We start from the raw sequence: 13727 nt of genomic DNA, 5'->3' as shown, positions 1-13727 counted from the left end.
TAAATTTCTGATGTCACCTATAATTTAAGGGTGAAATGGCCGTGCCACTTAAATGCCGATAAGAGCAATTCCATGGTTCAATATGACAGATTTATGACATTTATTTTACCAACTGGACATCGCTGCGCTGCCTCACTACAATCGCCCATCACAATTCTTTCATCTAACTGTAACGAGATTGTCATGACTTTAATCAGCGACCTGTTTGCAGCTTCTCCCTTCCGCCCCATGCAGGACCACATCAGCAAGGTTCACGAGTGTGTTAGTGAATTAAAGCCTTTTCTGGATGCGGTGTATGCAAAAGACTGGGAAAAAGTTGACGCTTTGCAACAAAAAATCAGTCAACTGGAAAACGAAGCCGATGACTTAAAAAAAGAAATTCGCTTAAAACTGCCGGGAGGCATTTTCTTACCTGTTGCCCGTACCGACCTGCTGGGTCTGGTCACCGCGCAAGATAAAATTGCCAATAAAGCAAAAGACATTGCCGGCCTGATGACCGGTCGTCATATGGAGATCCCTGAGTCGCTGCAACAAAGTTTTGGCGCTTACCTGACTCGCTGTATCGATGCTTCCAATCAGGCTCATAAAGCCATTCACGAACTTGATGAGCTGGTTGAAACCGGATTTCGTGGTCGAGAAGCTTCGCTGGTTACCCATATGATCGAAGAGCTGGATGTTATTGAAAATGACACCGACACCCTTCAGCGCAAATTACGCAAAGAACTCTTCGCACTGGAAGCCGACTTACCACCGGTCAATGTTGTGTTTTTATATAAGATCATTGACTGGATTGGCGACCTTGCCGATCGCGCCGAAAAAGTTGGTTCCGATCTGGAATTAATGCTGGCCAGAAAATAATACCGAGGCTCTTTGCTTATTAACATAAAACAACAGGATCGGCATGTACCGATCAGCAAAGAGCTTATATCAATGAACATTGAAACCAGAATTCACACTATTCGAAATATAAGCAGGTAAGACGATGGATTTTTTCACACATTATGAGGTTCTCCTACTCGTATTCGCCGCCATAGTCGGTTTTTTTATGGCCTGGGGTATTGGCGCAAATGATGTTGCCAATGCAATGGGGACATCCGTAGGCTCAAAAGCCTTAACCATTAAGCAGGCGGTTCTAATCGCCGCTATCTTCGAGTTTGCAGGTGCTTACTTAGCGGGGGGCGAAGTAACATCGACCATTCGTAAAGGTATTATCGACTCAACGCCATTTATACCCCACCCCGAGTTGCTGGTACTGGGGATGATTTCGGCACTGCTCGCCGCAGGTACCTGGCTTGCGGTTGCATCGGCTAAAGGCTGGCCCGTTTCAACCACTCACTCCATTGTTGGTGCTATCATCGGTTTTGCCGTGGTCGCCATGGGCGTTGACGCTGTTAGCTGGGGTAAAGTTGGTGGAATCTTGGGAAGCTGGGTTATTACGCCGGCTATCTCGGGCATTATCGCTTACCTTATTTTTATGAGCGCTCAGAAGCTTATTTTCGATACTGACCACCCTGTTGCCAACGCAAAAAAATACGTCCCACTTTATATGGCTCTTGCCGGTTTTGTTCTTGCTCTGGTTACCATCAAAAAGGGTCTCAAGCACGTAATGAAGTCGGGCACGTTTGATATTTCAACCACCGAGGCCTACTTATACGCCGGTGGTGTTGGACTCATCGTCGCTCTGATTGGCGCCTATTTTATCAGCAAAGTAAAAATTGAGCCCAATGCTGATAAAGAAATGCATTTCAGCAATGTTGAAAAAATCTTTGCGGTATTAATGGTGGTAACCGCGTGCTGTATGGCATTTGCCCACGGTTCAAACGACGTTGCTAACGCAATTGGTCCACTCGCCGCCGTACAAAGCGTGATCGCCAATGACGGTCAGATTGTTGCTAAAACGGAACTGGCCTGGTGGATATTGCCTCTTGGTGGTATCGGTATTGTGGCGGGTCTTGCGCTGTTTGGTAGCCGCGTTATGGCCACCATTGGTAAAGGCATCACTCACTTAACTCCTTCTCGTGGCTTTGCGGCGGAGCTGGCTGCAGCCACAACCGTAGTGATTGCCTCGGGCACCGGTTTGCCAATTTCTACTACCCAAACACTGGTAGGTGGTGTACTCGGTGTCGGTATGGCTCGTGGTATTGCAGCGCTTAACCTTGGCGTGGTTCGCAATATTGTGGTCAGCTGGGTCGTTACCTTACCGATTGGCGCTTTCCTTTCAATTGTATTCTTCTTCCTGCTGAAGGGCATATTTCTTTAAAACGCCCTGATATAAGGATTTCGCAGGCAGTTCAATTAGAACTGCCTGCCACTGCCAACCGAATCACAGTTTCTTTTTATATCCATTTATATCCTTTTCTGCCCTCTATTCATGCCGATTTGATTGTCATACAATGCGGCAACAGTTATACAAGGGGAGTCAACCGTGAACGTCCTACAAAAAAGCCTGATGCTGATTGCGCTTATTGCCAGCCTGTCCGTTTTTGCCGAAAAAACAGCCTATGTTACGGATAACCTGAGCACAGCCGTAAGAAGTGGTGCAACCAACGAGTACCGGATCTTATTTTACGTACCAGCAGGATCAGCAATCACCGTACTGGATGATGAACCCGAAAATGGCTTTATTAAAGTGAGAGACAATAAGGGACGTGAAGGCTGGACACTCAACCGCTTTATAACGGAAACAAAGGGTGCACGAATTCAGCTTGAAGAAACCCGGCAGGAATTATCTGCTGCACTGCTTACCATTGAAAATCTGAAACAACAACACGCCAAAGAGATTGCCAAGCTGCAAGAACAACTTGCAACGGCTAATGTGATTGTTAAAAAAAGCGCAACGTTTCAAAACGAAATCAGTGAACTGCAAACCCAAAACGCCACTCTGGAACAACAAAATAAACGCATGGCCGATCGCTTTCAGCAAGAAGTGTTTTTTGCCGGTGCCATTGTGGTTGCCGCAGGTTGTTTAATTGGTGTAATCATTGGTCGTGTCAGTCGCAAAAAACAAAGTGGCTGGAGTTAAATCAGGTTTTTAAAACCAATCATACTATGAACGCTGTCCGCTCACCTTGTCGCTCCACTTGCAAACTGAACCAGCAGGATGTTTGTGTCGGCTGCTACCGACACATGGATGAAATAGCCAACTGGAACCGATTATCCGAACGGCAAAAACACCTTGTTATTATTCGAATTCAAAAGCGGCGTTGGGCAAAACCCTACGCCGATCAAGACCTGACCAAACTCAAACCCATTACCAGTGTTGAGTATCGGCAGTACAAAAACCGCTAAGTTCTTTAGGGTGGTGTTTAATACGGTAATTATTTGTACACACTTTAGAAAGTAGAACTTGATCTAATAGTACAATTTACGTTTCAGGTTTCGGCCATAAGCGGACATGAACGTCCGCAGCATGCGCGGCTTTGGAATGGAGGCGAAGCCGCAGTGGAAAAGCCGTCGCCGTGCCTGCGATTGTTAGGGCTAGGTATCCATTGGCACTTCATCCCAGTCCTCCTCAACACCGTAAACCCAATCAATGGCTTTTCGCCGTTCCGAGATTATGCTTTCGCTTAGATCGCAATCTCGCCCGGTAAGTCGGCAGTTTCTCGAATACCAGTGCATTCTATACAGAAGGTCTGATTGTTCTTGAATTTCGGCAATCGGACGTAGCTTTGCACTTCGGATGAAATCACTGGGATCTGTTTTGAATGGTATCTTTTGGGCTAAGTCATCATCACAGTGCTGGAAGTGGTCGAGCTCAACAAGGCCAATACACCACGCTAAAGCTTGGGCACATTCCGTTTGCCAAGACATATCTACTTTGTCTTGGTCATCAATGACCTCCTCGCTAAACAAACTTTTCTCGCGTTCGCTTACGAAGGGCACCAGATCGTATTTTTGAAGCTGCTCCGAAAGATCGCTGCCTTTTGCCCCGAAACCCAGCCCAATGACATACGCAAGAGCGCTGAGTCTTCCAGCTACGTCTTGTGCACTTCTTGGCGTTACCTCATCCATCTCCTCAATCGTCGGAAGATGCGAAGGTACTTCGATACCGACCGAAGCGAGATAGTCTGTGGTTCTGGTTTTAAGTTCTTCCATGCTCGTGTCTCAGGGAGCCCTAACGCTTGCAGCAGTTGCGCGGGCTTTTCCGCGTCGACTGCTTGTGATTGTTAGTTTCAGTATTCATCGCCATCCTGTAAAGGAGAATGGCTCCAATTCCAATACTCGAACAACTCTGATTCTGTATTAGTGTATTCTGAGTTATAAGAGTGCATGTGTGGCACAGGAAAGCGAAATTCTTTTTCAGTTAACCCGCTGCCTAATAAGATCTCTGAATATTTATCTAAATTACCATATGCAAATATGACATTGTGTTGATCATATACAAGAGTTCCTTCAGGTGAAGCAATCCATATGTGATGCCTTCCGTCCCCTTCCAAGAACTCTTGAAATGTATACATAAACAATCTCAAGTCCTCATAGTCTGCCATTACTGGTGACTGATATCGCCCTTGCTCCATTCCAATATGCGAGATTAGTGAAACATAGAGGGCATAATACTTCTCAGACTTCCAGGACGACGCAAGTGCATCCATGAGATTAATATGATGTTTGCTTGGACCAATAGTTAGTCGGTAGCCTGATGTTAATGGCTCTTTATAGAAATTATTTCCATATTCAAATACTGCGGGTTGGTTGTTCTCATTTAATTTCGAAAACTTCAAATCATGTCCCTTTTGAAACTAACGCCTCAAGCAGTTTCGCGCTCTTCGCGTATACTGCCTTGATTTGTTTAATGCTTGACGCTATAGTTATGCGCATATCTATACGCATAACTGTGGTGATAATATGCGAACATTATATAACCTTGAGGCCCCAAAAAAGCCAACAAACCTAAGCCTAAACAGTGACTTACTTAAAAAAGCTAAGGCCTTGAACATTAACCTCTCTGCGACCTTAGAGCAAGCTTTAAAGTCTAAGCTTGCAGAAAGAGAAGCTGAAAAATGGGCCAAAGATAATAAGCGTGCGATAAAAATATACAATGAATTTGTTGAAGAAAATGGGCTTTTTTCTGAAGAGCATAGGGACTTTTAGTGGCTCAGTTTGATGTATACGAAAATCCAAGCAAACAATCACGACGAGCTTACCCATACATTTTGGATATACAACATAGTCTGATTGAAGATATTTCAACTAGGATAGTTGTACCACTTGGGGATGCAGTAAATTTTAAAAACGAAGAACTTAAAGGCCTAACCCCTAGAGTAGAGTTTGAAGGTCAGAACCTATTAATTTTGATACCTCAAATCGCATCTATGAGTAGAAAATCTTTGAGAGATCCAGTGGGCACGTTATCACACCTACGCGACGAGATTGTTTCGTCCATAGATCTCGCGATTACTGGCATTTAACGCCCTGTTAAGAGACTGATAATGTTTGGCTAAAATGTGTAGCGAAGCAACCGAGCCAAACTTTAGCAGTCCCGCCTTGAACAGCTTGTTAGCTATACTTTAATACAGGTGCCTGATTCATCTAATTCCCTGTCTTTGGTTGTAAATTTAGACTTAGTTAAATCTAAAATATCGGATATAAACTCTTTTTCTTCAAAACTTACAGCTTCTAGCATTTCTTCTGAATGCATAAGTTCAGGAATTGAAGCATCAATTATTAATGTTGACTCCAAACCTTCAATTAGGACATTGTTCTCAATTTTCCAAGGGCCGCTATAAGCAACTTTGAACCACATTGTGTCTTCAAACCCGCGAATTTTAAATGTATGAATATCAGTTGAGGTACCATCACTTCTATATTCTACAATATGTGTAACATCAAGAGAAAATCCCTCAGCGACAGTATTAATGGTGTAGGGATCACAAGACCACTTTCCAATAGCTAAAGATTCTTTTTGGGATGCATAAACACTAGTAGTGATTATATAAAATAAAACTAGAAGCTTTCTCATAACTATCCTTGTATAGCTAATGCTGCCAGCAGGCACGCTGCTGTTTGCCGTCGCTTGCCTGGCCTTGTTAGCTTTCAGTTAATTCCGTCAATGCGTTTACTCTCTGCAGATTCTTCTTAATACTTGCAGCAAGCTTTTCATTCTGGTTCGCTGTAGCTAGCTTCAATGCTTTTTCATAGGCATGACGAGCTCCTTTTATATCCTTAGCTGTTTCTAAGGCTTCGCCATAGCTATCCCAGATATTAGCGGAATCAGGGAACTGTTCAGAACAAAACTTAAAGGTTTCGACTGCTAATTCAGCGTGGTTGTTACCAAGCAAAAAGTAACCAATGGAGTTTATGTCTTTCTCATTTACATCATAAATGTCAGACTTCTTTCGCATTGATATATAAGCAGATTTTGCCTCGTCTAATCCCTTATTCATTAACACGTCGTAATACATAATATGAGCATCTTTCTTTGGATAAGCCGGACTTTCACCATCCAAAATAGATATCAGCGTAAATCGAATATCGTTGTACTGAAGTTCTAACCCGTTATTTGCAGTAAAAACTATGGCCCTGTTCTTTTCGGGAAATCGATACAACATGGATTGATAACCGCCAAATCCACCATGATGATGAATCCCCCAAAGCTCATCGTTTTTGTACACACCAATACCAAAATCGGCATTTAATCGGCAATCATTTCCCCAACATTTAGATGGCGTTAATGCCTGTTGTAAAGTCGCTTGCTTTACCAGAGCATTGTTAGACAGCGCGCGCTCCCATTTCAGCAAGTCACTTACATTTGAATAGACATTACTGGCACCGGTTGTGAAGTCTTGCGGCACGTTTCCCCGCCCAAATTCGTATCCGATGGCAAGCTGTGCCGTCGTCCGTGGTTCAGTTCCTAGTACATAGCTATACTTCATATTCAATGGCACGAAAATTCTGTCTTGAACGAAGGCTCCAAATGGTTGCTCAGTTATTCTTTCAACAACCATTGCTAAAAGCTGATACCCATAACTGCCATAAAGCGTATCTTCTCCGGGCTGAAACTCGATCTCAGTCACCGTCCTTAATTCAGGAATAATTTTAGTATTGTCCAAATCAGGCTGATATCCATTAGCAGGCAAGCCTGAGGAATGACTCAGCAAATGGCTAATTGTAATCTTCTCAGCCCAGTTTGGCAGCTCAGGGAAGTAGGTGGATAGAGAGTTTTCCAGCTGTAGCTTATTGTCCTCGACCAGCAGCAAGATCGACATTGCAGTGAAGCCCTTCGATATAGAACCAATATTAAAAACTGCATATTTTTCAACAGGTTTTGCTTTAGAAGCATCAGCATATCCAACAGACTTACTAAAAATGTTCTCACCATTTTCGATGACAGCTATTGAACCGCTGAAAATAGCCTGCTTTTCCATTTCAACGATAAACGCATCAAGCTGACCAGCAACATCTTGCTCATTTGCTCTGACCAAAAAGCATAGAAGCACAAGTGGAATGACTTTAACTATATTCTTCAACTTATTATCCTCTTAAAGCTAACGCCAATGTTCAGCGGCCGGTTTGGAGGCGCAACCGCGCCGGAAAACCGGTCCGGTGGAGGCCCGCCAGGGCCGGAACGTACTGCAACTACTGGTTATACGCGTGGCTGCACGTACTCCGCTAGAAGCCCATTAACCTCATCAATATCGAAGCTTTCGGGGTGAAAGTATTCACCTACCCATTCAATGGTCTCTTCATGCTCAGGGTGAGAGGTATCTTTGAACCTCGTTAAGAAATCCATATACCCCCAAGGCCCGCCAACATCTTCTGGAGGACAACTACGGCTGCCATCAATACAAATTGGGAGTTGATCAGAAGCTTCAAAAGGCAGAATCGCTTCAAGCTCAATTTTGTGTTCCCAACCGTCGCCAAAATCGTACTCGTAAATCAGCGACTGTTTTTCCTTTTTAAGGAGTTGCTCGATTCTTATCCCAGACTCTTCAATTACCCCGTCATCAAAATCGGGGTCTGGAATACCGTATCTTTTTCCTGAAATCAGAAATTGATGCAAATGGCTATTCGTCCACCCCAATGCCAGTTGTAGTGTCGCGTGTAACGCGTCCAACTGCACTGAGCTTGGTATGAGCACCCGCCTCCAAATCAATGGTTTTACGTCATTCAACGTCACTGTGATTTGGTATCTTTTTCTTAAATCTGTCGCCATGATTTAGACTCAATTTTCGTATAGACATAATGACTCCCACTGGAGCCTTTCCTTTAATTAGTGCTAGCCCCCTTTTTCGTGGGTTAGCGTAAAGCCAGTGCCATAATATATGCGTTCAAAACCATATAACGGAGGCTAGCATGAACAACGATACCATAACTTTTATTGGCATGGATACTCACAAAGAATTTACCGAAGTAGCCTATTCAGAGTACCAAAGAGATGCCATTGTTCAACACTTTGGGCGAATCAAAACAACTAAGCCAGCAATTAAAAAATTAGCAAAGCAAATGCAATCTAAATTCCCCAATGCGACACTTCATTTTGTTTATGAGGCAGGACCATGTGGGTACTGGGTTTACCGATTACTGACTAGCTTAGGTCATTGCTGCTTTGTTGTTGCTCCTTCACTTATCCCCAAAAAGCCTGGCGATAAAATTAAAACGGATAAACGTGATGCAACGTTTTTAAGTGATGGCTGTCCTTTTTAACTTTTCTTTTTTAACTTTTCTTCCTTTTTAACTTTTTTTTAACTAGCAGAACGCGAAATTGCGCGCGTAGTGATGGTCGGGTTCACGTTTTTGTTAGGCCTTTTTGCCCAATTCGGGCTCCTCAATTTGATTCTCGCTAACCAAGTTAAATGGCATTCCTTTATTTTGGAAGAGTCTTTTACCCAATTTAGGATAATCTATTACATCATGCTCTAGCCTTTGCCCAACAACAATACACTTTAAGGTTGCACTGCCAGAGTTCAAAATATTATGCGCCTCACCACCTGCGGGATAACCAATATAATCACCTGCTTTGAGTGAGTAAACATCTTCACCAACATAGGCTGTCGCCTCACCGTCTAAGACATACACGCATTCATCTTCAAAGTGATGCGCATGCATCTGCGAACTTTCCTTGCCTGGTTCAATTTCTATAATATGAAACCCAAAACCGGTTATACCCACCAGATCACCCAAGGACTTATTATTGCGACGAGCGTTTTCATTAAGAAAATGTGTTTTGTTTAATCCTTGGTTATCTTCGATTTCTTCTTTAGTTACTATGTTTCTCTTCACGATTCCCCCTTGGGCCTAACGCTTCACACTGAAGAAGGCACGTCTTTTGTGCTGTTCTTTCAGCTGTTTCTTGTTAAGTGTGGATTTAGTCACTGCTGCACCTAATTTGTTCATCCTCTTTATATGCTTTGCTAAAGAATGGTAACAGCCGGTCAATTACGGAGACTAAATGCTTCGATTCGTTCTTCTCTGACATCTCAGATCGCAAGCTCAACAGTTCATGCACTAAGTCATTTGCCTAATGAGGCTGAATTAACGGGCCGTTGTAGAATTCTTCCCAGAGCCAATTTAGTTTCGGGTAACGAGATTCATCATTGATAGCACTAAAGATACCTTCTTCATGATGGTCTATAAATGCTCGTTCCTTTCCCAAGTATAAATCGAATGCCATTTCCTCTACCTACACTTAACGCAAAGTACAGGCACTGAGGAACGAAGTTGCCTGGTACGTTTTGTTAAGTAATTTTACGTTCAATTTCATTTCTAATTTCCGACTCTTCATCTTGAGTTAAAAAACACATAAAACAACCACCAAAGTCTTGCTGCCAGAAAATATTTCGTTTTGTGAGATTATTTTTCAGTTCTAAGAATTCCTGACTTTCAATCAGTTCTTTTGGTAAAACATAATCCAACATTTTGTATGATGATTTTTCAGCTACTTTTTTAAATCTAATTTGTTCTTGAGATTCTAACTCTGCAAGTATTGTATCTCCATACATTGCACTTTCGGCCATAATAGGGTGTTCTACCAATCTATATAAACCATTGCCCAGATCAGAAACATCACATCCTGTTGTTAATCCTTCATCAGGAAACACTATACTTAAATTTTTCACATCTGTTTCCATACTGGCTTTGCTCACTTAATGCCTAAAGTTGCGGTTGCAAATCCGCAATCTTTTCTTGTTATGAGTGTGACTCACAATTTAAACTTTCTTCAATAGTTTTTATTAAAGTCACCACATCAGTAAAGTTATCAGGATATTCATTACTGCCAGAAGACGAAAAATTGAAGTTGCCGTTTATGATTTTAAGCTTCCACCAAGTACCGTCTTTCATTCCTTCTTTTTTATAACGGCTTTTCCAATTACGTACCTTAGCCAATCTCAAACTCTTTAGCAAAATATCAAGCTGATGCTCTGAATATTTACCCTCACACCAATCAGATTGAGGATCAGATAAACCCAAACCTCCACTATAACGCAATACAATTGCTCGACCATTTGAGGCTTTTATTGAATATGATGGAGCCTTAAATCTATCAACTGAAAAATATATGTAGTTATCTTCAGCGAACAAGGGCTCCATTATCGACAGAGTTATTAAAAGAGCTAAACATTTCATGACACTACTCATAACGCTCAAAGCAATCGCGCGGCACGCGTCGATTTGCCTTTGCTTGTTATTTGCTTAATCAAGAGGATACAGTTCAAAATCGACGAACTGCTCCCACTTTTTAAACCACTCATAAAATAGAGACTCATCTTTTGATTCCATTAATTGAAAGCAGATGCTTTTTTCTGTGTTTACCCACGAATTCAAATAGTACAAACCTTCAGGAAATTGACGGCCCTTCGCGTTATACACTCTGTAATTCTCTTCCATTAGCCCAGGCTTAAAATTTTCAACGACCATGTACTTTTTCAAAGGTTCTCCTTAATAGCAAAGAACGCTTATTCTATTCATGCGAGCTTAAATAAACCGCTCGCTTTTCTTACCGGATAGCCTACAACCCTTTGGTCACAATCGCTAGAGCAAAAATCACATTTTCTAATAATGTTTGATAGATCGCTCAATAGTATATAACTCCATTATATGCGCCAGTGTATTCTCAATAAATTCAATTAGTTAGCAGTTTATCCACAGATATATCTACGAAATTAGTGTGAAATTAAACGAAAAAACGGACAACCCATTCCCATTATTGAGAGCTTGAAAGATTTAATTTAAAGGAGTTTGCCATGTCCGCTTTAAGATATTGGCAGAAGCTTTACTGTCTAATTATCTTGAGCCCTCTCGTTCAGGAATGCAAAATTGTGTTCAGATCTATCTAAATTATCGTTTAATACGGTGGTTATAATTTAAATATTTGCTCAAGCAATACCATCAATTTAAGTTCATCCAATGGCTTTTCAATAAACGCCTCTGCGCCTAACTTTTCAGCTTTCTGATAATTTTCATTGGTCACATCACCCGAAACAATAATCATTGGGGTTTCTACGGTCGCATCATAGGCTTTTAACTGGCTTAATATGGAAAAGCCATCCATATCCGGCAGTCGTATATCAATAAGAATCAGATCCGGTAATGTCTGCTTTGCTGCTGCTATGCCATCGCTTCCATTATCAGCAAAGTTTAACCGGGCTTTGGTTGCTTTTAACATGGCTTTAATCACCAGTTGATTTACCCGATTATCCTCTATTACCAGAATATTTTTATCGGATAAGTCGAGGGCTTTAAGAGTAAGATCCGACTGCACCAACGATTCATTTCCAGCAACCAGTGGCAAGCGCAATATAAATTCCGATCCCTCGTTTAACTGGCTGGAAACATTTAAACTGCCTCCTAAAAAATCAGCCAGCTCCCGGCAAATGGTTAAACCAAGACCCGAGCCTGCATAAAGCTGACTCTCACTGCTTTCGACTTGCTGAAAAGGACGAAAAACTTTATCAATATTCTCTTCGGCTATTCCAACACCTTCATCTTTCACATGAACATTCAGCGTGCCATTGTCCGAATTTATTTGTAAAGAAACTCGTTTGCCAGCGGGTGTAAACTTAATCGCGTTGCCCACCAGGTTTATTAATATTTGTACCAGTTTTGTTTTGTCGGTTCGCACACAACGCGGTAAAGCAGGTGAAAGTTCGCTGGACAGTTGTATATTTTTTTCTTTCGCACGTTGTGAATTAATCACAATAATGTCTTTGGCTAATGCTTCCAGCAAAACATCTTCATCTTGCAAGGTCATTTTTCCGGCTTCGAGCCGTGATAAATCCAGTACATGATTAACGGTTTCACTTAAGTTTTCAGCGGACACTTTAATTAAATCGATCAATGCTTCAGGAGAATCGTCATTCAATGTCAGTTCATCATTATCTTGTTGTTCGGCAGGCATTTGCCGCGACAAGATACGGCTGAATCCAAGAATGGCATTTAATGGTGTGCGAATTTCATGGCTGACATGGTTAATAAATTGCGTTCGATGACGGGTCAAGCGTGTTAGTTCTTTATTACTTTCTTCCAGCTGTTGCTGGCTGGTTTCCAGCTCCATAATATTGCGGCGCAATTCCAGCTGTGACATCACCTGCCGGGCTAATGCAAACAACGCGGCCTGCTGCTCACTGGTCAGTTTTTTCGGTTGTTGATCGATCACACATAAAGTACCCACCGGCAAACCATTGTGCGCGTATATGGGTGCGCCGGCATAAAATCGAATATCTGGCGCCTGAGTAACCAAAGGATTATCAAAAAACCGCTCATCTTTACTGGCGTCTTGTACTTCAAAAATCTGTTCTTGCAAAATGGCATGGGCACAAAATGCCAATTCTCTGGGTGTTTGCTCGGCATCCAGCCCATAACGGGATTTAAACCATTGTCGATCGGTATCCACCAAACTGACCAGAGCAATTTCAGTGCCACAGATACTGGCTGCTATCTGCGTCAGATCATCAAACTCCTGCTCAGGCAGGGTATCCAATATCTGGTATTCGTTTAATGCTTCTATTCTGGCAGCTTCTTGGGGATGATTGGGTGCACTTTGCATACTGAACTCCTAAAAGAACATATCCAGTGTAGCCAATTTAACGGAAAATGCTAATTGTCGCTCTGATCACCAACGCACCAACTGAAAGCTTTTTCTGCTAGTACAATATTCCTTGCTCTATTGCCAACAATACAGCCCGAGTTCTATCTCGAACCCCAAGTTTCGACAACAAATTGGACACATGATTTTTAATTGTTCCTTCGGACTTACTCAGTGCTAACGCAATTTCTTTGTTCGAATAACCACTCGCTATTAGTCGTAAAACTTCCAGTTCTTTTTTGGACAATGGTTCTATTACTGCAGACGAAGGTATGCTTGTAGATTCAACTCGTGTATTTTTTATTAAGTTTTCAGTGATGGCTGGCTGAATGTATGACTGTCCATCATTAACGGACTCAATCGCCTCTACTAATGACTCCAGCGAAATATCTTTAAGTAAAAAACCGCTGGCACCAAATTGTATGCTTTTTAAAACCAACTCGTGATCATCAAAAGTGGTTAGTACCAATACTGGAGTTGTCATGTTGCATACTTTCAAATGTTCCAAAGTTGAAATCCCATCCATTTTTGGCATGGACAAATCCAGCAAGATAACATCAGGCTGTGTCAGGTTAATTGCTGAAATCACTTCAGTACCATCAATACACTCACCAACAACGGAAACTTTATCAGACAATTGCAATAAACTTTTTATGCCATCTCGAATGAGTTTTTGATCGTCAACCAGAAGTACACGTATAGTCAT

At 42.1% G+C, this 13727-nt stretch carries 17 protein-coding genes and 1 pseudogene; 7 read left to right on the top strand and 11 right to left on the bottom strand.

Features of this window, described 5'->3' with window-relative positions:
* Positions 1-183 precede the first annotated feature (183 nt).
* The 4 genes from C8D97_RS03940 (at position 184) to C8D97_RS03925 (ending at position 3288) form a co-directional block, all read left to right on the top strand.
* Positions 184-858, top strand: coding sequence for a TIGR00153 family protein (locus C8D97_RS03940; protein WP_109762236.1), 675 nt, complete (start codon positions 184-186; stop codon positions 856-858).
* A 124-nt stretch (positions 859-982) separates the two neighbouring features.
* Positions 983-2260 carry an inorganic phosphate transporter gene (locus C8D97_RS03935; RefSeq protein ID WP_109762143.1) on the top strand — a complete coding sequence of 426 codons (1278 nt, stop codon included), beginning with the start codon at positions 983-985 and terminating at the stop codon, positions 2258-2260.
* A 165-nt stretch (positions 2261-2425) separates the two neighbouring features.
* Positions 2426-3022, top strand: coding sequence for a TIGR04211 family SH3 domain-containing protein (locus tag C8D97_RS03930; protein WP_146196072.1), 597 nt, complete (start codon positions 2426-2428; stop codon positions 3020-3022).
* 26 nt (positions 3023-3048) lie between these two features.
* Positions 3049-3288 (top strand): DUF1289 domain-containing protein, encoded by a 240-nt coding sequence (locus C8D97_RS03925; protein WP_109762140.1) that lies wholly within the window; start codon positions 3049-3051, stop codon positions 3286-3288.
* Between the two features lie 189 nt (positions 3289-3477).
* Here C8D97_RS03925 and C8D97_RS03920 read toward each other — a convergent pair whose 3' ends face one another.
* Together C8D97_RS03920 and C8D97_RS03915 are read right to left on the bottom strand one after the other, a co-directional pair.
* Complete coding sequence (locus C8D97_RS03920) at positions 3478-4095, bottom strand: DUF4272 domain-containing protein (protein WP_109762138.1); 618 nt, start codon at positions 4093-4095, stop codon at positions 3478-3480.
* Positions 4096-4172: 77 nt separating this feature from the next.
* On the bottom strand, positions 4173-4721 hold the full coding sequence (locus tag C8D97_RS03915; protein ID WP_109762136.1) for a hypothetical protein: 549 nt from the start codon (positions 4719-4721) through the stop codon (positions 4173-4175).
* A gap of 124 nt (positions 4722-4845) precedes the next feature.
* On the opposite strand from C8D97_RS03915, the gene C8D97_RS03910 reads away from it, so the two are divergent.
* Together C8D97_RS03910 and C8D97_RS03905 are read left to right on the top strand one after the other, a co-directional pair.
* A complete protein-coding gene (locus C8D97_RS03910; RefSeq protein ID WP_109762134.1) occupies positions 4846-5091 on the top strand; it encodes a type II toxin-antitoxin system CcdA family antitoxin in 246 nt (81 codons plus the stop codon).
* Positions 5091-5408 carry a CcdB family protein gene (locus C8D97_RS03905; RefSeq protein ID WP_109762132.1) on the top strand — a complete coding sequence of 106 codons (318 nt, stop codon included), beginning with the start codon at positions 5091-5093 and terminating at the stop codon, positions 5406-5408. Before C8D97_RS03910 ends, C8D97_RS03905 begins: the two co-directional genes overlap by 1 nt.
* A gap of 92 nt (positions 5409-5500) precedes the next feature.
* Here the strand turns inward: C8D97_RS03905 and C8D97_RS03900 are convergent, their stop codons facing one another.
* From C8D97_RS03900 to C8D97_RS03890, 3 genes are all read right to left on the bottom strand, one after another.
* The gene (locus tag C8D97_RS03900; RefSeq protein WP_109762130.1) at positions 5501-5959 is read right to left on the bottom strand and encodes a hypothetical protein; all 459 of its coding nucleotides are present in this window, start codon (positions 5957-5959) and stop codon (positions 5501-5503) included.
* Between the two features lie 67 nt (positions 5960-6026).
* Complete coding sequence (locus tag C8D97_RS03895; RefSeq protein WP_109762127.1) at positions 6027-7466, bottom strand: serine hydrolase domain-containing protein; 1440 nt, start codon at positions 7464-7466, stop codon at positions 6027-6029.
* A 116-nt stretch (positions 7467-7582) separates the two neighbouring features.
* Positions 7583-8152, bottom strand: coding sequence for a plasmid pRiA4b ORF-3 family protein (locus C8D97_RS03890; RefSeq protein ID WP_109762125.1), 570 nt, complete (start codon positions 8150-8152; stop codon positions 7583-7585).
* Between the two features lie 140 nt (positions 8153-8292).
* On the opposite strand from C8D97_RS03890, the pseudogene C8D97_RS03885 reads away from it, so the two are divergent.
* Positions 8293-8625: pseudogene (locus C8D97_RS03885) on the top strand (IS110 family transposase); the annotation flags it as partial.
* A gap of 111 nt (positions 8626-8736) precedes the next feature.
* On the opposite strand, the gene C8D97_RS03880 reads toward C8D97_RS03885, so the two are convergent.
* From C8D97_RS03880 to C8D97_RS03855, 6 genes are all read right to left on the bottom strand, one after another.
* The gene (locus tag C8D97_RS03880) at positions 8737-9219 is read right to left on the bottom strand and encodes a cupin domain-containing protein (protein ID WP_109762123.1); all 483 of its coding nucleotides are present in this window, start codon (positions 9217-9219) and stop codon (positions 8737-8739) included.
* Between the two features lie 455 nt (positions 9220-9674).
* A complete protein-coding gene (locus C8D97_RS03875; RefSeq protein WP_109762121.1) occupies positions 9675-10082 on the bottom strand; it encodes a hypothetical protein in 408 nt (135 codons plus the stop codon).
* A gap of 43 nt (positions 10083-10125) precedes the next feature.
* Positions 10126-10563, bottom strand: a complete 438-nt coding sequence (locus tag C8D97_RS03870; RefSeq protein ID WP_109762119.1) for a hypothetical protein — start codon at positions 10561-10563, stop codon at positions 10126-10128.
* A gap of 66 nt (positions 10564-10629) precedes the next feature.
* Positions 10630-10866 (bottom strand): DUF3303 domain-containing protein, encoded by a 237-nt coding sequence (locus tag C8D97_RS03865; protein ID WP_109762117.1) that lies wholly within the window; start codon positions 10864-10866, stop codon positions 10630-10632.
* Between the two features lie 427 nt (positions 10867-11293).
* Entirely contained in the window at positions 11294-12982 is a 1689-nt protein-coding gene (locus tag C8D97_RS03860; RefSeq protein ID WP_109762115.1) for a GAF domain-containing hybrid sensor histidine kinase/response regulator, read from the bottom strand.
* Positions 12983-13079: 97 nt separating this feature from the next.
* Positions 13080-13727, bottom strand: coding sequence for a response regulator (locus C8D97_RS03855; protein WP_109762114.1), 648 nt, complete (start codon positions 13725-13727; stop codon positions 13080-13082).

It is taken from the genome of Pleionea mediterranea (genome assembly GCF_003148745.1).
GTDB classification, from domain to species: Bacteria; Pseudomonadota; Gammaproteobacteria; order Enterobacterales; family Kangiellaceae; genus Pleionea; species Pleionea mediterranea.
This window is presented reverse-complemented; position numbering and strand designations above follow the sequence as displayed.

Coding starts and splice junctions, on each gene's coding strand:
- C8D97_RS03900 (WP_109762130.1), bottom strand. CDS start 5,959: ATGAGAAAGCTTCTAGTTTTATTTTATATAATCACTACTAGTGTTTAT.
- C8D97_RS03925 (WP_109762140.1), top strand. CDS start 3,049: ATGAACGCTGTCCGCTCACCTTGTCGCTCCACTTGCAAACTGAACCAG.
- C8D97_RS03935 (WP_109762143.1), top strand. CDS start 983: ATGGATTTTTTCACACATTATGAGGTTCTCCTACTCGTATTCGCCGCC.
- C8D97_RS03910 (WP_109762134.1), top strand. CDS start 4,846: ATGCGAACATTATATAACCTTGAGGCCCCAAAAAAGCCAACAAACCTA.
- C8D97_RS03860 (WP_109762115.1), bottom strand. CDS start 12,982: ATGCAAAGTGCACCCAATCATCCCCAAGAAGCTGCCAGAATAGAAGCA.
- C8D97_RS03870 (WP_109762119.1), bottom strand. CDS start 10,563: ATGAAATGTTTAGCTCTTTTAATAACTCTGTCGATAATGGAGCCCTTG.
- C8D97_RS03920 (WP_109762138.1), bottom strand. CDS start 4,095: ATGGAAGAACTTAAAACCAGAACCACAGACTATCTCGCTTCGGTCGGT.
- C8D97_RS03890 (WP_109762125.1), bottom strand. CDS start 8,152: ATGGCGACAGATTTAAGAAAAAGATACCAAATCACAGTGACGTTGAAT.
- C8D97_RS03940 (WP_109762236.1), top strand. CDS start 184: ATGACTTTAATCAGCGACCTGTTTGCAGCTTCTCCCTTCCGCCCCATG.
- C8D97_RS03855 (WP_109762114.1), bottom strand. CDS start 13,727: ATGACTATACGTGTACTTCTGGTTGACGATCAAAAACTCATTCGAGAT.